Source organism: Aeromicrobium endophyticum (genome assembly GCF_003586285.1).
Lineage (GTDB): Bacteria > Actinomycetota > Actinomycetes > Propionibacteriales > Nocardioidaceae > Aeromicrobium > Aeromicrobium endophyticum.
Genome location: NZ_QUBR01000002.1, coordinates 1,512,855 through 1,531,111, shown reverse-complemented (window position 1 = coordinate 1,531,111; position 18,257 = coordinate 1,512,855). Strand labels below are relative to the sequence as shown.

Sequence of the window (18,257 nt, the reverse complement as noted above, 5' to 3'; positions counted from 1 at the left end):
GACTAGTGAGGCCTCGGAGCGCGTGCGAGCATGCGGGTGATCGCGTGAGCCGTCCTGGCTGCGCGGGTCCGTGCCACGGAGCCGACGGGAGAGCTGTCATGACGCAGGACGCGAGCACCGAGACGCCTGCGCACGATCGCTGGCAGCACGAGCTCGAGACGGCCGTGCGGGACCTGGGAGTGCCCGGTGCGGTCCTGGGCATCCTGCAGGACGGGGCCGTGTCGACCTACGCGGCCGGGGTGCTCGGACTCGACACGGGCGTCGAGGCGACCCCTGACGCGATCTTCCAGTTCGGATCGATCGGCAAGGTGTGGACCACGACGTTGGTCATGCAGCTCGTCGACGAGGGAGTGCTGCGCCTCGACGACCCGATCGGCGCGGTGCTGCCTGACGTCCGCGTCCTGGATCCCGAGGCGTCCGCGCGGGTGACGATGCGGCAGCTCCTGAGTCACGCCAGCGGGATCGACGGGGACGTGTTCACCGACACGGGCCGCGGCGACGACTGCGTCGAGCGGTACGTCGAGGGCCTCGACGGCGTCGGACAGCTGCACGCGCCGGGTCGGTCGTTCTCCTACTGCAACGCCGGGTTCGTGATCGCCGGACGCGTGGTCGAGGTGCTGACCGGCGGCACGTGGGACGAGGCCGTCCGTACCCGTATCGTCGAGCCGCTGGGCCTGCGCGCGACCGTCACCTTGCCGGAGCAGGCGTTGCTGCACCGGGTGGCGATCGGCCACGTGCCCGACGAGGACGGCGTGCCGCGCCAGGCTGACCGGTGGATGCTGCCGCGATCGATCGGACCTGCGGGCCTGGTGAGCGGCACGGCCGAGGACCTTCTGGTGTTCGTGCAGATGCACCTGAGCGGTGGCGTCACGGCATCAGGTGCTCGTGTGCTGTCGTCCGCGAGCGTGGAGGCGATGTCCGACCACCACAACGCGGTGCCCGAGCAGCGCGACGACGCGGACTCGTGGGGTCTCGGCTGGATGCGCCGGCAGTGGTCGGGCCAGACGGTCATCGGCCACGACGGGGTGACGATCGGCCAGCAGGCCTACCTGCGCGTCGTGCCCTCGCGGTCCACGGCCGTCGTGGTGCTGACCAACGGGGGACGCGCGAACGAGCTCGCGGACCGGCTGATGCGTGGGGTGCTCGGCGAGCTGGCCGGGGTCGACAAGCCCCCGCTGCCGGTCCCGTCGACGGAGCCGGCAGGGGACGTCCGCCGCCTCGTGGGGACGTACGAGCGGCGGGGCACGCGCTTCGAGGTCTCCGAGCACGCCGGCAGCCTGCGGCTGCGCGTGACGCAGCAGGTGCTCTCGGCACCCGATCGCACGGCGACGCACGACCACGTGCTCGAGCCCGTCGCTCCGGATCTGTTCGTCTACCGTTCGCCCCACTCGAGCTGGTGGGTCCCGGTGCGGTTCTTCAGCCTGCCCGGCGGTCCGGACTTCCTGCACACCGACCTGCGCTCGACACCGAGGACCTCATGACGACCGACACCAGTTCCGTCCCTGCTCCGGCGATCCACGACCTCGTCATCACGGGCGGCCGCCTCATCGATCCCGAGACCGGGCTGGACGACATCGGCCAGGTCGGCATCACCGGAGGGACGATCACCGCGGTCACGACCGACGAGGAGCTGGTCGGACGCCGCGTGCTGGACGCGTCGGGAAGGATCGTGGGCCCGGGGTGGATCGACCTGCACAGCCACGCCCAGACCGTCGCGGGGAGCCGGCTGCAGGTGCTCGACGGGGTCACGACGGCGCTGGACCTCGAGGGCGGGGTCACCGACGTGTCGGCGTTCCTCCGAGGTGCCGCGGTGCAAGGACGCGCGACCCACTACGGCAGCTCGGCGTCCTGGCAGCAGGCCAGGCTGATCGAGGTCGGCGGGATCCGGGGCGACGACCCGAGGGACGTCCTGACGTCGCTCGGCGGCGACGAGTGGAAGCGCCCCGCCTCGGACCGCCAGACCGACGCCATGCTGGACCGTCTCGGTCGTGACGTGGCCGCCGGCGCGATCGGGATCGGCCTGCTGCTGGGCTACGCGCCCGCGACCAGGCCCGAGGAGTACCTGGCGGTCTCCCAGCTGGCGGCGGACACCGCGACCGGCACGTTCACGCACGCCCGCGACCTGGTCGAGACCACGCCGAGCGTCGCGATCGACGGCGCCGAGGAGATCGTCCGGGCCGCGCAGCTGACGGGTGCCTCCGCGCACTACTGCCACGTCAACAGCACCTCGCTGTGGCACGTCGACCGGGTGCACCGCCTCATCGAGCAGAGCCCGGCGCCGGTCACGACGGAGGCCTATCCGTACGGTGCAGGCTCGACGACGATCGGTGCCGCGTTCCTCGCTCCGGACCGTCTTGCCGAGCGCCGGCTGACGCCCTCGTCCATCGTCCACACCCCCACGGGGCAGCGCGTGCGCGACCTGGACGAGCTGGCGCGGCTGCGCCGGGACGACCCCGGCGCCATCGTGATCATCCACCTGCTCGACGAGGACGTGCCGGACGACCGGCTGGTGCTGGACCGGGCACTCACCTTCCCGGGCACCGTCATCGCGTCGGACGCGATGCCCCTGGCCTGGGAGGCCGAGGCGGGGGACCCGTTCGCGTGGCCCCCTCCGCGTGACGTCGTCACGCACCCCCGCGGGGCGGGCACGTACTCACGCTTCCTGCGCCAGTACGTCCGTGCCACTGGGACGCTCTCGTGGGTCGAGGCGTTCGAGCGGTGCAGCTTGGGGCCGGCGCGCATCCTCGAGTCGTTCGTGCCGGCGATGCGGCGCAAGGGACGCCTCCGGCCCGGCTCCGACGCCGACATCGTGGTGCTGGACCCCCACCGAGTCACCGATCGGGCCACGTACGCCGAGGGCACCGCGCCGTCGCAGGGCTATGCGTTCGTGATCGTGGCCGGCCAGGTCACCGTCACCGACGACCGGCTCGACCTGGGCGTGCTGGCCGGCACCCCCGTCACGTCGTCGCGATGATCCGGTGGGTCGTGGTGTAGGACGGCCCCGCGGTGAAGCGGTCGGGCTGGAGCTCGACGGGACGCGGATGTCCGTCGGGCACGGCTCGCACGACCAGCTCCTGGACCGCCGCGGGCTCGACCGGGGTCAGGTGGATCATGCAGAGCAGCTCGCCGCGCTCGCCGGCCATGGACCACGTGACGTCGGCGGGTGAGTCGGCGGACACCAGACGAGACGCGCCGGGCGCGTCGAGCAGGGGCCCCACGATCTCGACGAGGCGGGCGATCTCCGCCCGGCGCTCGTCCAGGGGCTGGTCGAAGTCGACGTTGTCGGCGAAGATGCGCACCGCCAGGGCGTCGTCCCAGCGACGGATCAGCGCATCGGTCTGGTGTCGCAGCTCGTGGGTCTCGGGCCACAGGCGCACGACCGACGCGGGCACGTCGTGGTCGGCCAGGACCATGCCGAGCGCGCGATCGCACATCGCGACGAGGTCGCCGCGGTGGCTGTTGGTCAGGGCTACCAGCCCGCGTCCCGACGCCGGGTGCCACGTCATGTAGAGGGTGAATCCGGGCAGCCCGCCCGCGTGTCCGACGATGAGGCCGCGCCGCAGGTCCTGACGCACCTGCACGCCCAGGCCGTACCCGCCGGTGACGACGGCCAGGCCGCCGTCAGGGGCGATCGTCACGGCCGGGGGCGTCATGACGTGGATGCGGTGCAGCTCGCGCCGAGACGCCGTGCTGAGCACCGACTCGTCCGTGGGCGACTCCCGCAGCGCCGAGCCGAGCCACGTGATCCATGTGGCGAGGTCGCGAATGGTGCTGACCAGGCCACCGGCTGCGAGGAAGGCGTCGGAGGTCCGCGGGCCGTACGCGATCCAGTCGCCACGGTCGTCGAGCGAGTATCCGGAGGCTCGTGGCCGGTCGGCCGGCGCGTCCTTGTCGTAGAACGTCGAGGTGAGACCCAGCGGTTCGAGCAGGTTCTGCTGGACGTAGTCGGCGAAGGGCATGCCGACGGCTCGGCCGACCGCGATGCCGACCAAGGCGTAGCCCAGGTTCGAGTACTCGTAGGTGGTACCGGGACGGCTGCTCAGCCGGACGCCGCGGGCCGCCTCGTGGAGCACCCGATCGACGGGGGCGTCGATGAAGGGGTCGACCCACGCATTGTCCTCGGTGAGCCCGCCGCTCATGCTCAGCAGCATGCGGATCGTCGGCACGATCTCGCCCGAGTCGTTCGCAGCGAGCTGGAACTCCGGGACGTGCTTCGTGATGGGGTCCTCGAGGTCGAGCAGCCCCGCGTCACGGGCGACCAAGGTGGCGCAGCAGGCGAAGCTCTTGGTCATCGATGCGATCGGGAAGAGCATGTCGGCGTCGGGAAGCTCGTCCTGATCGTTGGCGGATCCGTGGCCCCTCCAGTGCGACAGTCCCGTCTCGTCACTCAGCCCGACGACCGCTGCGCGGCTGGTGCCGACCCCGACGTACTGCTCGAAGAGGGCATCGATCATCGTCTCGATCGGGACCGCCGTGCTCTCGTCGGACATCGGGTCTCCTCGTGCTGCGAGCCGGGGGCGTGCGTGACGATCTCAACGTAGACCAGGCCCGCTGCGGCGTCTTGTCGCATCCGACAAGAGTTGTCGGCGCCGCCGGGAGGATCCACCATGAGGCCCGCGACGAGCACCGAGACAGGATCGGGGGTGCCCTACACTCCCGGTGTGGGAGGCGATCCGCGGTGACAGGCCTGAGGCTCCACGACGACGCCGCGCACGACCTGTTCGCCGTGGCGGACGCGATCAGCGCGATCATGGACGCGCCCGTCACGATTGAGGACCGGGAGTCCCGGGTGGTCGCGTTCTCGGTGCGGCAGGAGGAGGCGGACGGGCCTCGTGTCGAGTCCATCCTGGGGCGACGCGTGCCGCCGCACATCACCCAGCGCTTCGTCGACGACGGGGTGTTCCGGCGACTCCACGGGTCGGATCGACCGATCTTCGTCCCCACCGGCGACACCGGGGCGGACTGCTCCGAGCTGTCGCGGGTGGCAGTCGCGGTGCGGGCGGGCGACGAGATCCTGGGATCGGTGTGGGTCGCCGTGCGGGACGAGCCGTCGGCCGACCGGATGGAGGCGCTCCGCGAGGCCTCCGGCCCGGTCGCCCTCGCGATGCTGCGGGCACGCACGGGGACGGTGGCCGAGCGGGCGCGTCGGTCCGAGCTCGTGGCCACCGCGGTTTCCGGTTCCTCCGCGGCGGGAGGTGCGCTGGCGGAACTCGGCCTGGCGGGACTGCCGGTCGCGGTGCTCGAGCTCGCCGTGCGGGACGAGCGGGACGAGCAGGACGGTGGGGGCGTCGAGGGCGACCTGACGGGTGCCGAGCGTGGTGCGACGACCGGCGCCGACCGTCTGGCCGAGCAGCTGCGCCTCTCCGACGCCTTCGCCCTCCACCTCGCGGCGACCTCGCCTCGCGCGGCCGTCGCCGTGGTCGGTCCGGTGTGCCTGGGACTCCTGCCGGTCGCGGGTGAGCATCGCGAGGAGACGGCCGCGAGAGTCGCCTCGCGCTTCGTCGACCGCATCGGCTCGGGCAGCTTCGTCGTGGGGATCGGCGCCCCGGCGTCCGACGTCCGCCAGCTCGCCCGGTCACGCGAGGACGCCGCGCGTGCCTCCCGGGTGCTCCGTTCACGCCGGGCGACGCGCCGTGTGGGTCGCCTGGTCGATCTGCAGGCGGATGCGTTCATGACCGAGCTCAGCGACGCCATCGTGCAGCGCGGCGAGGCGCTCGCAGGGCCGGCGGCGCGGCTCGAGGAGCACGACCGGGCTCACGGCACGCGGCTGGTGGAGACCTTCTCCGCCTGGCTCGACCACTTCGGCGACATTACGGCGGCCTCGCGGTCCCTGTTCGTCCACCCCAACACGTTCCGGTACCGCCTGCGCACGGTGGCGCAGGTCGGCGGGATCGATCTCGGCGACAGCGACACCCGTTTCGCGGCCATGCTGCACTTCCGGCTGCGCACGTACGTCGACGACGTCTGACGGGTGGACGGCCGCCGTCGCCGCGCCACGACGGACCTGTCCGATCGGACCGTCCACAGGGGTGCACGATGTGCGCTCGGACCAGCGGCAGGACGGTCGCCCGACCTAGGCTTCGGATGACCCGAGTCACCCGCACCCATGGAGGAACCATGTCCACGTCGTCGACGTCACGTATCGAGGCGGCGCGGGGCGGTGCGACGCGTGCGCTGGACGACCTCGATCTGCCGGTCATGCTGCTGCACGACGAGGCGGTCCGCTCCAACGTCCGTCTGATGGCCGACTACTGCGCGGCGCGCGGAGTGCACCTGGCCCCGCACGCCAAGACGTCCATGACGGCCTACATCACCCACCTGCAGCTCGAGCGCGGAGCCTGGGGACTGACGGCGGCGACGATCCGTCAGGCCCGCGATCTGTGGGGGCTCGGCGTCCGCCGCATCCTGATCGCCAACCTGGTGGTCGAGGAACGGGCCATCGCCTGGGTGGCCGAGACCTTCCTCGCCCATGCCTCCGAGCCCTCTGACGTCCTTGTGTACGTCGATTCGGTCGACAGCCTGGAGATCTTGAGCTCCCGGCTCGACGCGCTGCAGCCGGCCCTGCGTCTGGGCGTCCTGGTCGAGCTGGGGTTCACCGGAGGACGGACCGGCGCACGCAGCGTCCACGAGGCGGTCGAGCTGGCGCGCCGGGTGTCGGAGTCGCCGCGCCTCGAGCTGCGGGGCGTCGCGGGGTTCGAAGGTCTGATGCCCCGAGGCCAGGAAGCCGTGCCGCCCGCCATCGGGACCTTCCTCGACGAGCTGCACGCGCTGACCGAGCGTTGCCAGGCCGAGAACCTCTTCGAGCGCCGGCCCGTCGTGACCGCAGGGGGGAGCTCCTACTTCGACCTCGTCGTGGACGCGGTGGGTCCGGACCGCTTCGGGTTCCCCGTCGACACGATCCTGCGCAGCGGTTGCTACGCGACCCACGACCACGGCGTGTATCGCGAGACGTCGCCCTTCGACGGCCGGTCGGACCAGCCCGGCGGGTCCAGGTTCGCGCCGGCGCTCGAGCTGGTCGCCTCGGTCCTGTCCACCCCGGAGCCGGGGTTGGTGATCGCCGGTTTCGGGCGTCGCGACGTGCCGACGGACGACAGGTTGCCGGTGGTCGTCGGGCAGCGGCACGACGACGGGTCGATCACGCCGGTCGAGGGTGCGCGCGTCGTGGGGGTCAACGACCAGCACGCGTTCGTGTCAGTGGCGGCGACGTGCGCGCTGCGCGCCGGCGACCGGATCAGCCTGGGAGTGAGTCATCCGTGCGGCGCCTTCGACCGGTGGCGGTCGATCCCGGTCGTCGACGCCCGCGGGAGCCTGGTGGACGTGGCTGAGCCGCGGTTGTAGGAGTCATGACTGCCGGAACTGCTCGATCGTCTCGATGCGGCGGCGACCCTGCTCCCCGTACCGGTCCGCCACCGCCGCGACGAGGCTCTCGACGACCGCCATGGCCGCGGTGAGCGAGTCGAACGGCGACGGAGCCTCGACGCGGGCCGGCAGCACCACGGCCGCCACCTCGGACGCCGGCGAGAGCCAGGAGTCGGTCAGCAGGACGATCGAGCTGCCGCGAGATGCCATGTTCTGGACGAAGCGCACGGTCTCCTGGTCGTACCGGCGGTAGTCGAAGGCGATCACGACATCGGCCTTGGAGGCGCTCGCCACGATGCTCAGTCGGGACAGCTCGTCGGCGGGGACCGGGTGGACGTGGTGTCGCACCATCTCGAGGTGCAGCCGCAGGTAGTCGGCCAGGACGTGGCTGAAGCGGCCACCGACGAGGTGGAGTCGCCGACGATCGTCGCACAGCAGATCGGTCGCGGCGGAGAACTCGGGATCGGGCAGCTCGCTGAACGTCGTCTCCACCGACGTGCTGAACGCCTGGGACATGTGACCCAGGAAGTCGTTGGCCGGCAGGGCGGCGGCCTTGCCGTACTGCTGCAGCGGCGAGCCCTGGCTCTCGTGGACCTCGCGCATGAGCGCCTTCTGGAACTCCGCGTGCCCGCTGAACCCGAGGCGCGAGACGAATCGGACGACGGTCGGCGAGCTCACGCTGGCTCGCTTCGCCAGCTCGGCCACGGTCTCGAGGCCCGCCACCGGGTAGCTCGACAGCAGGGCCCGGGCGACCTTCCGCTCGCCGGGGCTGAGGGAGTCCAGGCGGCTGCGGACCCGAGCCGCAACGGTGGCCGAGGGAGGCGTGGCCTCGTCGTGTTCTGTCGCAGTCATGGGGGCCTTCGAGAGGGGCGGGCGGACGGGGACGTCCCGAGCAACGGTGTGGCCGCACCGTCGTGGCAGCTGTGGGCGGTCGATCGAGGCTAGCAGCGCGTATCAGCCGGGTAAAGTACGGTTTGTTTCATCTGCAATTGAAATTCGGTATACAGGAATGAATGTTTCACATACGATTCTCTCAACCACTGCATCGACGAGGTGGCCCCCCGATCGAGGAGCACGGACACACATGAAGCCCTTCCCCCTCCGGCGCGGTGCGATGCTGCTCGTCGTCGCCGGCCTGACGTTGACCGCCTGCGCCGGTTCGAGCGATGGGCCGCAGAAGCCCTCGAACACGACGATCCCGGAGTTTACGTTCTCCTTGCCGACCCTCGCCAAGTCGATGGACATGACCAGCGGTGCCGACGTGGCGACCGCGGGCATCCCGGCCGCCACGACGCAGTTCCTCGAGGCGGCCACGCTGTCGGGGTACAAGCCCGTCCTGGCGGAGAAGACCAGCACTCCTGACCCGACGACGATCGTCTACGACCTGCGACCCGAGGTGAAGTTCTCGGACGGCAGTGATCTCGCACCGGCCGACGTCGTGTGGAGCTTCAAGCACGCCCAGCGCGCGAAGGCGTCGAACGCGAGCCTGATCAAGAGCGTGGAGTCGGTCACCGAGACCGGCCCCATGCAGGTCACCGTCAAGCTGTCGAAGCCCGACCCGTCCGCGCGGTTCAACATCGCCGACACGTCCGTGCCGATCATGCAGGCCACGTTCGGCGAGGCCCACCCCGACGACCTGGGCACCCCCGACGCCGTCCCGATCGGAACCGGGCCGTACGTGGCCACCTCGGTGACTCCCTCCAAGATCAGCATGACCCGCAACCCGCACTACTGGGGCACCAAGCCCGCACCGGACAAGCTCAACTTCGTCGTCATCGGCGACGACACGAAGGCTCAGCTGGCCGTCCGGTCGGGCGAGGTCCAAGGCACGAGGGTCTCCGACCTGAGGACCTTCGACCAGTGGAAGAAGATCACTGGCGCGACGACGTACGCGGCGCCGCAGATGATGATGGACTTCTACGGCTTCGACACCCGCAAGGCTCCGTTCGACGACGTCCACTTCCGCCGCGCGGTCGCCTACTCGATCGATCGCAAGGGACTCGTGCAGGCCGGCTTCGGCGGCCAGGCGTCGCTCCTGCAGTCGTTGGCCCCGCTGGAGACGGTGAGGGGATCGGCCCCGTCGGCCGAGGAGGCCGACACGTTCCTCGACTCACTGCCGCAGTACGACCTCGACCCGGCCAAGGCGAAGGCCGAGCTGGCGCAGTCCAAGTACGCCACGTACGACGGTGAGGTCAAGATCCAGTTCGTCGCCGAGATCCCGTGGTCGAAGCTGGTCGCGCTGAACCTGCAGGAGAACCTGAAGGCCCTCGGCATCCGGTCGTCCGTCGAGACCTACACCTACTCGGACTGGCTTGACGCGTTCTACTCCGGCGAGATGAAGACACCTACGCCGATGTTCTTCACCACGACCCCGGACGCCGGATCGATCTCGTACCCGATCGACCCGTCGAGCGGATACAACTTCTCCCACTTCGCGAGCGAGCGCACCGACGCCGCCCTGGGCGACCTGACGTCGGACAAGAGCTGGGACGCCGCCAAGACGATCCTGACCGAGCTCGCCGACCAGGTGCCGTACGTGCCGCTGTTCCAGGAGAAGACGGTCTTCGTGCTCTCGAAGGGCTACGTCTACACGCAGAAGGTGACGGCCCTGGACTTCCAGACCGGCGCCTACCTGGACTACCTTCGCCCCGCGAAGTGACGTCCGCGAAGTGACGTCCGCGACGGGGCCGGCGACGAGCCGGCCCCCGTCGGCCACCAGATCGGCGACGAGGAGGAGCCCGAGATGGGTCTAGTCGGTTTCATCGCACGGAGGGCGGCCTTCTCGCTCCTTCTGCTGCTGATCGTGAGCTTCCTCGTGTTCGGCCTCACGGCGGCGGCGCCCGGTTCCCAGCTCACGGCGTTGCTGGGCGGCCGGCCGCCGACCCCCGAGCAGGTGGCGGCGCTCAACGAGCAGTACCACCTGAACGATCCGTTCTTCCAGCAGTACGGCCGGTGGCTGATCAACGCCGTGCAGCTCGACTTCGGCACCTCCTCGGTGGCGGGAGTCTCGGTGACGCAGCAGATCGGCCAGTACCTGCCCATCACGGCGCAGCTCGCCGCGATGGCTCTCGTCCTGTCGCTGATCGTTTCGGTCCCCGCCGGCTTGTTCGCCGGTATCGGCCGCGGCGGCAAGCTCGACCGGACCGTCTCGCTGCTCACCGTGGGTGGCATGAGCTCGCCGCCGTACGCGGTCGGCATCCTGCTGATCTTCGTGCTCGGGGTGAAGCTGTCGGTCCTGCCGGTCTACGGTGCCGGCGAGGGCGGGGGTGACCGGTTTGTCCACCTGATCCTGCCGGCCATCACCCTGACGATCGGCCTGGCCGCCATCGTGGCCAGGCAGACCCGGGCCTCGACGCTGACGGTGATGCAGCAGGACTACATCACCTTCGCCCGCGCACGCGGTCTGTCGCCCCGCCGCATCCTCGTGGTCTACGCGCTGCGCAACAGCGCGCTGCCGGTCGTCACCTCGGCGGGCCTGCTGCTCATCTCGCTCATCTCCGGGGCCGTGCTGGTCGAGCAGGTCTTCTCGCTCCCGGGGCTCGGTCAGCTGATCGTCTCGTCGGTCCAGCAGGCGGACCTGCCCGTCATCCAAGGGGTGACGATGGTCCTGGCGCTGGTCGTGATCCTGACCAACTTCGCGGTCGAGCTGCTCTCCCTCCTGATCGATCCACGCACCCGATACGCGGCGAAGGGCTGACACCGTGACCGATCTTGCTCTCGACGTACCCGTGCCGAAGCGTGCCCGTCGTCGTCGCCGTTCGGCGAGCGTCGTGCTCGCCGCGGCCTTCGTGCTGCTGGTCACCGTGCTCGCCGTGGCGGGCCAGCTCTTCACCCCGGCCGATCCGGACAAGCAGAGCCTCCTCGACGCCGCGAAGGGTCCGTCGTCCGGGCACCTGCTCGGCACCGACGACCTCGGACGCGACGTGCTGTCCCGGTTGATGCAAGGCACCTTGAGCGCGGTGTCCGGCCCGGTCTGCGTCGCCCTCGGCACGATGGTCCTGGGCACGGCGCTGGGACTGCTGGCCGGCTACTACGGCGGCCGCGTCGACGCGCTCGTCACGCTGCTCTCGGACGTCCTGTACTCGCTGCCGTTCATGCTCATCGCGATCGTGGTGGTCGGCGTGGTCGGCACGGGCTACTGGCTGACCGTGGCGCTGCTGATCGCCCTGATGTTCCCGTTCGCCCTCCGGCTCGTGCGCAGCGCGACCCGGGTCCAGTCGCGTCTGCCGTACGTCGAGGCGGCCAGGACGCTGGGCGTGCCCGACCGGCGGGTCGTCACGCACCACGTGCTGCCCAACGTCTCGCCCATCATCGTGGCCAACATCCTGCTCGACTTCGTCACGGCCATCATCGCCTTCTCCGCCCTGACCTTCCTGGGTCTTGGGTCGCGGGCCGGCAGCTCCGACTGGGGCACGATGCTGGCCGACGGACAGAAGCTCATCTACGACAACCCGTGGATGGCCATCGTCCCCGCACTGCTGATCGCGCTCACGTGCATCAGCGCGACGGTGCTGGGCGACTGGTTCTACGACCGCCTTTCAGCCCGGAGCGAGGAACGATGAGTGCGATGTCCGTCGAGTCGAGCAAGCCGTCCAAGGGTGCTGCCGAGACCGTGCTCGAGGTCGAGGGACTCCACGTGCACGCCGGCTCGGGCGCCTCGTCGCGGCTGCTGGTCGACGACGTGAGCTTCACGCTCTCGCGCGGGCGCACGCTCGGGATCGTGGGGGAGTCCGGGTCGGGCAAGTCGATGTCGGCCCGCGCACTGGTGGGTCTGCTTCCCGACGGGGTCACCGCCACGGGCAGCGTGCGCTTCCACGGCACCGAGATGATCGGCATGACGGAGCGGGCGCTGAGGTCCATGCGCGGTGCCAAGATCAGCCTGCTCCTGCAGGACCCCTTCACGATGATCAACCCGCTCCAGACCGTGGGTGCCACGCTGGCGGAGTCCTTGCCGGCCGACGTGCGGCGCTCGAAGAAGGTCCGCCGCCAGGAGGTGGCGGCCCGACTGCGCGAGGTGGGTCTCGACGCGGACGTGGCGCGCCGGCACCCGTTCCAGCTCTCGGGAGGCATGCGTCAACGAGTGGCGATCGCCGCGGCGCTGGCCTCCGATCCCGAGGTGCTCCTTGCCGACGAGCCGACCACCGCGCTCGACGTGACGACGCAGGCCGAGGTGCTCGCGCTCCTGGGGCGCCTGCAGCGTGAGCGCAACATGGCCCTTCTCCTGATCACCCACGACCTGCAGGTGGCCTTCGACGTCTGCGACGAGATCCAGGTCGTGTACGCGGGCTCGGTGATCGAGCGGGCCCCGGCCGACGAGCTGTCCAGACGTCCCAGCCATCCCTACAGCCACGGCCTGATGCTGAGCGACCTGGCCGGTGATGCCTACATCGGCCGGCTGGTCTCGATCCCCGGGTCGGTGCCGCCGGCGGACTCCGTCCGCGAGCGGTGCGGCTTCGCCGATCGGTGCGAGTGGGCCCGCGACGAGTGCCGCCAGGAGCGCCCGCCACTTCGTCCGGTCGCCGCCGGGCACCAGTCGGCCTGCCTGCGGATCGAGGAGATCGGCGCCGAGCTCGCCGGTCGCCGCGCCCAGGTGCTGGCCCCCGTGGACCCGCCCGCGGTGCCCGACGCCGGTCCGCTGCTGCGCGTCGAAGGTCTCGGCAAGACGTACAGGACCTCGTCGATGATGGGTCGTGCGACGTCGTCCGTGGCGCTCGGCTCGGTGTCGTTGTCGATCGCTGCCGGCGAGTCGCTGGGCGTGGTGGGCGAGTCGGGATCCGGCAAGACGACGCTCGCCAGGTCGCTGCTCGGACTGGTGACGCCGGATGCGGGCTCGATCGAGCTCGCCGGGCGCCAGATCGCCGACTATCGTCGGCTCTCGCGAGTCGACCTCGCGGCAGTCCGCCACGACGTCCAGGTCGTCTTCCAGGACCCGTACGCGTCGCTCAACCCCATGCGGACCATCGGGTCGGCGCTGTCCGAGGCCTTGCAGTACCGGCGGGACGAGGCGCGGCCCACGTCCGTCCCCGCGCTGCTCGAACGCGTCGGCCTCCCGGGCTCGTACGCGTCGCGGCGACCGTCCGCCCTGTCCGGCGGTGAGCGTCAGCGCGTGGCGATCGCCCGCGCCATGGCCGTGGCGCCACGGCTCCTGATCTGCGACGAGCCGGTAGCGGCGCTCGACGTCTCCGTGCAGGCGCAGATCCTCGAGCTGCTGCGCGAGGTCCGACGGGACGAGGGCGTCGCGCTGTTGTTCATCACGCACGACCTCGCCGTGGTGCGTCAGGTGACGGACCGGGTCGTCGTCCTGTACCGGGGCGACATCGTCGAGCAGGGGCGGACGGCCGACGTCCTCGACGACCCGGAGCACGAGTACACGCGCACGCTCGTGGACTCGACGCCGGGCCGTCACGCGATCGACCCGCGGTAGCCGGTACCGCGGGTCGATCGCTACGTCTCAGACCGGGACGGGGGAGGGCGCCGTCGCGTAGCCGAACAGATCCTTGGGGTCGTCCGGCTGCGCGACGAGGTCGATCGTCGTGGAGAAGTCCGTGTGAGCCGTCGAGTCCCGGACGAACCGCAGAGCGGCGAAGTCCTCGATCGCGAAGCCGACCGAGTCGAACACCGTGATCTGCTCACGGCTCGTGCGCCCCGGGGCGTCGCCGACGAGCACGCGCCAGAACTCCGTCACGGGTGAGTCGGCGGGCAGTGCCTGGATCTCGCCCTCGACACGCGTCTGCGGCTCGTACTCCACGAACACGTCTGCGTGGGTGACGATGCGAGGGTCGAGCTCGGTCTTGCCGGGGCAGTCGCCGCCGATCGTGTTGACGTGCGCCCCTTGCGGGATCATGTCGAGGTCGAGCACCGTGGCACGGGTCTTGTCGGCCGTGCACGTGGTGATGACGTCAGAGCACTGGGCGGCCTCGCGGGCCGAGCCGGCGATCGTCACGTCGAAGCCACGCGGCTCGAGGTTGCGGGCGAGCTTGAGCATCGCCGCCGGATCGGTGTCCCAGATCCTCAGGTCCTCGATCCCCAGCGCGCCACGCATCGCCAGGGCCTGGAACTCGGCCTGGCTGCCCGTTCCGATGAGCGCCATGGTCGCGGACCCCGGTCGGGCCAAGGCCTTGGCGACCATGGCCGAGGTGGCAGCCGTGCGCAGGGCCGTCAGGATGGTCATCTCGGACATGAAGGTCGGGTACCCGTTGTGCACGTCGGCCAGCACGCCGAAGGCCGTCACGGTCTGGAACCCGCGCTCGGGATTGTCCGGGTGCCCGTTGACGTACTTGAAGCCGTAGGTCTCGTGATCGCTGGTCGGCATCAGCTCGATGACGCCGAAGGGGGTGTGGCTCGCGACTCGGGCCACCTTGTCGAAGCGCGGCCAGCGTCGGAAGTCGTCCTCGATGTACGTGCGCAGGCCCTCGAGAACGTTCTCGACCTGCATGCCGGCAACCCACCGGCGCATGCGGTGGACATCGACGAACTGGGTCATGCGGTGACCTCCTCGGCCGTGGCATCGAGTGCCAGCATCTGGATGGAGCCATCGGTGAGGCTGATCGCCATCACGGTGTCGGTAGGCAGGGGCGCCCACGACTCCTCGGACAGCCCGCTCGAGGCGACCAGCACCGTGCCGTCCTCGGTCCGCGACCAGCGCAGCGCGAAGTAGTCCTCGGCGTGCTCGTCGGGCAGCTCGAACTGGGCTGCCTCGACGAGGTCGATCTCGTCGAGGGCGCTGCGGGCGCTCGAGTGCACGACGATCATGTGCTCCGGCGTCAGCAGCATCGCGTTGAGGCTCGCCACGGGGAACTCCTGGCGGATGGTGCGTGCCGCCCGGGCGACCGCGGCGGGCACCGAGGCCTCGTGCGGGACGAGCTCGAGAATCAGTGCGAAGTACATCTCGCTGTCGGTCGCCCCGGTCAGGGCCGCGCGACTGCGGGGGGACAGCAGGGCGCGCATGGTGTCGATCGGCTTGAGGGCGCCATTGTGCTCGAACGTGATGTCGCCGGCCACGAACGGGTGGGTGTTGGTCTGCTCGACGCCGATGCCGACCGTGGCCCATCGCAGGTGGAGCATCGCGGCGTGGCGAGACGAGTCGAGCGCCGCCTGGAACGAGGCGTCCTGCTCGGCCGGCATCATCGACTTGACGACCTCTGGCCGTTCGCCGGGTCGGCCGATGCCGGCCCATCCCCAGCCGTCAGCGTGCAGCTGGGCCAGCGCGTGGAGGTCGGTGAGACCCCGGGCGCCGAGCGAGTCCGCCACACTGGACGCGCCAGGGGAGACAAAACCGAACATCCTGCACACGGACGAGCCGCCTCTCGCTAAGAAACTGTAGTAACACTTTTCGATCTCTGTCACAAAAGTGTAATGTATGTTTCGTTCGTAACCTAGTCCTCACACCCCGGGAGCGCGCGCATGCGGTCATCGCCACCATCAGCCGACCAGCGCGGAAGGACACTCGTCGTCGGCTCGCTGGTCGACTACGCAGGGGTCGCCCGCGCCAAGACGGTCCCGGCGGCCCGCACGGACGTCTTCGCCACGTCGGGGATCGGGGCGTCGCCCACGTGGGTGACCTTCTCGGCCGACAACACCGTCGTGTTCACCGACGACATCGGCGTCGCCGGCGACCTCAGGCTGAGGATCGACCCCGACGACCTGGTCGACATCGGTGACGGTCTGGCCTGGGCGCCGGCCGATCTGTGCGAGCAGGACGGCACGGCATCGCCCTTGTGTCCTCGCCGGGCGTTGCGCGCCGTCGCCGCGCAGGCGAACGAGCGCGGGCTCGAGACCTTGATGGGCACCGAGATCGAGTTCGTCGTCATCGATCCCGACCGGGGACCCTCGGCGGGCGCCGAGTGGGCCGCCTACGGCATGCGGTCGCTGACCCGTCACCGCGCCTTCCTGGCCGATCTCGCCGATGCGCTGACCGACGCAGGACTTGCACCGGAACAGCTGCACGCCGAGTTCGGCCACGACCAGTACGAGGTGTCGCTGCCTCCCGCTGCGCCGATCCGCATGGCCGACGCGGCGGTGCTCGCTCGCACCGTGATCGGTCTGGTGGCGGCGCGTCACTCGCTCGAGGTCTCGTTCTCGCCCCTGCCGTGGGTCGGTGCGGCGGCCAACGGGGCACATCTGCACCTGTCGCTGGCGCGCGACGGGCACAACATCTTCCACGGCGGGGACGGGCCGCACGGGCTCACCCCTGAGGGGGGCGCGGCGATCGGCGGTGTGCTGGGCGGTCTGCGCGACCTGCACGGCGTCTATGCCGGGTCGGTCGTCTCGTCGCAACGGCTGAAGGCAGGGTCCTGGTCAGGTGCCTCGGTCGGCTGGGGACTCGAGAACCGCGAGGCAGCGGTGCGTCTGCTGGCCGGGACCGCGGGCAACCCGCACGGCGCCAACATCGAGCTCAAGATCGTCGACGCGACGGCCAACATCTACCTCGCTGCTGCCGCCCTCCTCGGCTCCGCGCTCCGCGGGGTCGTCGAAGGTGCCCCGTTGCCGGACGAGCTCGCCGCCGATCCTCAGCAGTCGGGAGCGGCCACCTTGTCGCAGGATGCCGGCGAGGTCCTGGACGAGCTCGCCGCATCGACGTTCGCCGAGCAGCTGTTCGGGCCGATGGTGGTTGCCGGCCTGGTGGCCGTGCGCCGCCACGAGGTCGAGGTCTTCTGCGACGCCACGGCAGCCGAGATCGCCGAGACGCTCAAGATGGCGTGGTCATGACCTCCGGCACGGTCGACGTCTTCGCCGGGGTGGAGCACGAGGTGCCGTCGATGCTCCGCGAGGCGCTCACGGGGCTCGAGCTCGTCGACCATCACGTGCACGGCACCTACGCGGACGACATCACGCGCAACGTCTTCGAGCAGTCCATCAACGAGGGCTCGCCGGACCCCGTCCCCGCGTTCATGAGCATGTTCGACTCGCAGCTGGGCTTCGCGATACGTCGTTGGGTCGCTCCTCTGCTCGGCCTGGCACCGCACGCGTCGGCCGACCAGTACTGGACGAGGCGTGCGTCGATGTCGTCCCAGGAGCTCGACTCGCTGCTGCTGCCCGCTGCCCGCGTGACCGGGTGGATCGTCGACGAGAGCATCGGTCTCGACGCCCTGCGGTCGCCCGGCGACCTGGCGTCGGCATCGGGCGCGGACAGCAATCGGCTCGTGCGGTTGGAGAGACTGGCCGAGTCCGTCGCCGCGGAGTGCGCGGATCCTGCCGAGTTCGTCGACCGCGTCCGAGCAGCTGTGGCCGCAGAGTCGGCCGATGCGGCCGGCTTCAAGTCGATCGCCGCCTACCGCTGCGGTCTCGACATCGACTGGTCGCGCCCCTCCGACGACGCGGTCACGGCCGCCGTGTCGGCGTGGCTCCGCACGACGCCGGCCGACCGCCTGAGGACGGTCGATCCCGTCATCATCGCGTTCCTGGTGCACAGTGCCGTGGACCGTGGCCGCCCTCTCCAGCTGCACATCGGACTGGGCGATCGTGACCTGGATCTCGATCGCACCAACCCGCTGCACCTGTTGCCGCTGCTGCGCAGCACCGCCGAGAGCGGTTCGGCGGTGATGCTCCTGCACTGTTGGCCGTTCCACCGAGAGGCGGGTTACCTCGCGCAGGCGTTCGACCACGTGCACTTCGACATCGGGCTCGCCATCAACTTCGTCGGCGCCCAGTCGGCGCAGGTCGTGCGCGAGTCGTTCGAGGTGGCACCTTTCGCCAAGCAGCTGTACTCGTCGGACGCCTACGGGCTCCCCGAGCTGCACCTGCTCGGATCGGTGCTGTGGCGACGCTCGATGGGGCTCGCCCTCGGCGAGTGGGTCCGTCGTGGGGACTGGTCGGCGGACGATGCCGTCCGGGTCGCGCAGATGATCGGCGCCGAGAACGCACGCAGGGTCTACACCCTGAGGTGAGGACCGCCGCAG

At 70.4% G+C, this 18,257-nt stretch carries 14 protein-coding genes; 10 read left to right on the top strand and 4 right to left on the bottom strand.

Features of this window, described 5'->3' with window-relative positions; all coding sequences use genetic code 11:
* The first annotated feature begins 98 nt into the window (after nt 1-98).
* Both DX116_RS17985 and DX116_RS17980 read left to right on the top strand, forming a co-directional pair.
* On the top strand, nt 99-1,481 hold the full coding sequence (locus DX116_RS17985) for a serine hydrolase (protein WP_119705550.1): 1,383 nt from the start codon (nt 99-101) through the stop codon (nt 1,479-1,481).
* On the top strand, nt 1,478-2,974 hold the full coding sequence (locus tag DX116_RS17980) for an amidohydrolase family protein (RefSeq protein WP_119705549.1): 1,497 nt from the start codon (nt 1,478-1,480) through the stop codon (nt 2,972-2,974). Before DX116_RS17985 ends, DX116_RS17980 begins: the two co-directional genes overlap by 4 nt.
* Here DX116_RS17980 and DX116_RS17975 read toward each other — a convergent pair.
* Nucleotides 2,958-4,490 carry a serine hydrolase domain-containing protein gene (locus DX116_RS17975; RefSeq protein WP_119705548.1) on the bottom strand — a complete coding sequence of 511 codons (1,533 nt, stop codon included), beginning with the start codon at nt 4,488-4,490 and terminating at the stop codon, nt 2,958-2,960. The genes DX116_RS17980 and DX116_RS17975 overlap by 17 nt on opposite strands.
* 188 nt (nt 4,491-4,678) lie before the next feature.
* Here DX116_RS17975 and DX116_RS17970 point away from each other — a divergent pair, with 188 nt between their 5' ends.
* Nucleotides 4,679-5,968, top strand: coding sequence for a PucR family transcriptional regulator (locus tag DX116_RS17970; protein ID WP_119705547.1), 1,290 nt, complete (start codon nt 4,679-4,681; stop codon nt 5,966-5,968).
* 149 nt (nt 5,969-6,117) lie between these two features.
* Nucleotides 6,118-7,338 carry an alanine racemase gene (locus DX116_RS17965; protein ID WP_158592031.1) on the top strand — a complete coding sequence of 407 codons (1,221 nt, stop codon included), beginning with the start codon at nt 6,118-6,120 and terminating at the stop codon, nt 7,336-7,338.
* Nucleotides 7,339-7,341: 3 nt separating this feature from the next.
* Here the strand turns inward: DX116_RS17965 and DX116_RS17960 are convergent, their stop codons facing one another.
* The gene (locus tag DX116_RS17960; RefSeq protein WP_119705545.1) at nt 7,342-8,211 is read right to left on the bottom strand and encodes a MurR/RpiR family transcriptional regulator; all 870 of its coding nucleotides are present in this window, start codon (nt 8,209-8,211) and stop codon (nt 7,342-7,344) included.
* A 232-nt stretch (nt 8,212-8,443) separates the two neighbouring features.
* On the opposite strand from DX116_RS17960, the gene DX116_RS17955 reads away from it, so the two are divergent.
* The 4 genes from DX116_RS17955 to DX116_RS17940 all read left to right on the top strand — a co-directional run bounded on the left by DX116_RS17955 (nt 8,444) and on the right by DX116_RS17940 (nt 13,783).
* Entirely contained in the window at nt 8,444-10,018 is a 1,575-nt protein-coding gene (locus DX116_RS17955) for an ABC transporter substrate-binding protein (protein WP_158592030.1), read from the top strand.
* Between the two features lie 84 nt (nt 10,019-10,102).
* A complete protein-coding gene (locus tag DX116_RS17950) occupies nt 10,103-11,056 on the top strand; it encodes an ABC transporter permease (RefSeq protein WP_119705543.1) in 954 nt (317 codons plus the stop codon).
* A 4-nt stretch (nt 11,057-11,060) separates the two neighbouring features.
* Nucleotides 11,061-11,921, top strand: coding sequence for an ABC transporter permease (locus DX116_RS17945; protein WP_199716119.1), 861 nt, complete (start codon nt 11,061-11,063; stop codon nt 11,919-11,921).
* Between the two features lie 5 nt (nt 11,922-11,926).
* Entirely contained in the window at nt 11,927-13,783 is a 1,857-nt protein-coding gene (locus DX116_RS17940) for a dipeptide ABC transporter ATP-binding protein (RefSeq protein ID WP_119705541.1), read from the top strand.
* 27 nt (nt 13,784-13,810) lie between these two features.
* On the opposite strand, the gene DX116_RS17935 is transcribed toward DX116_RS17940, so the two are convergent.
* Both DX116_RS17935 and DX116_RS17930 read right to left on the bottom strand, forming a co-directional pair.
* Nucleotides 13,811-14,842 carry an ornithine cyclodeaminase gene (locus tag DX116_RS17935; protein WP_119705540.1) on the bottom strand — a complete coding sequence of 344 codons (1,032 nt, stop codon included), beginning with the start codon at nt 14,840-14,842 and terminating at the stop codon, nt 13,811-13,813.
* Nucleotides 14,839-15,642 (bottom strand): class II glutamine amidotransferase, encoded by an 804-nt coding sequence (locus DX116_RS17930; RefSeq protein ID WP_119705539.1) that lies wholly within the window; start codon nt 15,640-15,642, stop codon nt 14,839-14,841. Before DX116_RS17930 ends, DX116_RS17935 begins: the two co-directional genes overlap by 4 nt.
* Before the next feature lie 120 nt (nt 15,643-15,762).
* Here DX116_RS17930 and DX116_RS17925 point away from each other — a divergent pair, with 120 nt between their 5' ends.
* Nucleotides 15,763-17,067, top strand: coding sequence for a type I glutamate--ammonia ligase (locus DX116_RS17925; RefSeq protein WP_119705538.1), 1,305 nt, complete (start codon nt 15,763-15,765; stop codon nt 17,065-17,067).
* Nucleotides 17,064-18,245: an amidohydrolase family protein gene (locus DX116_RS17920; protein WP_119705724.1), complete on the top strand. Its 1,182-nt coding sequence runs from the start codon at nt 17,064-17,066 to the stop codon at nt 18,243-18,245. The genes DX116_RS17925 and DX116_RS17920 overlap by 4 nt, the downstream gene beginning before the upstream one ends.
* Nucleotides 18,246-18,257 lie beyond the last annotated feature (12 nt).

Excerpts from the sequence above, each read along its gene's own strand:
- DX116_RS17935 (WP_119705540.1), bottom strand. The coding sequence starts at position 14,842 with ATGACCCAGTTCGTCGATGTCCACCGCATGCGCCGGTGGGTTGCCGGC.
- DX116_RS17920 (WP_119705724.1), top strand. The coding sequence starts at position 17,064 with ATGACCTCCGGCACGGTCGACGTCTTCGCCGGGGTGGAGCACGAGGTG.
- DX116_RS17975 (WP_119705548.1), bottom strand. The coding sequence starts at position 4,490 with ATGTCCGACGAGAGCACGGCGGTCCCGATCGAGACGATGATCGATGCC.
- DX116_RS17930 (WP_119705539.1), bottom strand. The coding sequence starts at position 15,642 with ATGTTCGGTTTTGTCTCCCCTGGCGCGTCCAGTGTGGCGGACTCGCTC.
- DX116_RS17940 (WP_119705541.1), top strand. The coding sequence starts at position 11,927 with ATGTCCGTCGAGTCGAGCAAGCCGTCCAAGGGTGCTGCCGAGACCGTG.
- DX116_RS17960 (WP_119705545.1), bottom strand. The coding sequence starts at position 8,211 with ATGACTGCGACAGAACACGACGAGGCCACGCCTCCCTCGGCCACCGTT.
- DX116_RS17955 (WP_158592030.1), top strand. The coding sequence starts at position 8,444 with ATGAAGCCCTTCCCCCTCCGGCGCGGTGCGATGCTGCTCGTCGTCGCC.
- DX116_RS17965 (WP_158592031.1), top strand. The coding sequence starts at position 6,118 with ATGTCCACGTCGTCGACGTCACGTATCGAGGCGGCGCGGGGCGGTGCG.
- DX116_RS17925 (WP_119705538.1), top strand. The coding sequence starts at position 15,763 with ATGCGGTCATCGCCACCATCAGCCGACCAGCGCGGAAGGACACTCGTC.
- DX116_RS17950 (WP_119705543.1), top strand. The coding sequence starts at position 10,103 with ATGGGTCTAGTCGGTTTCATCGCACGGAGGGCGGCCTTCTCGCTCCTT.
- DX116_RS17980 (WP_119705549.1), top strand. The coding sequence starts at position 1,478 with ATGACGACCGACACCAGTTCCGTCCCTGCTCCGGCGATCCACGACCTC.
- DX116_RS17985 (WP_119705550.1), top strand. The coding sequence starts at position 99 with ATGACGCAGGACGCGAGCACCGAGACGCCTGCGCACGATCGCTGGCAG.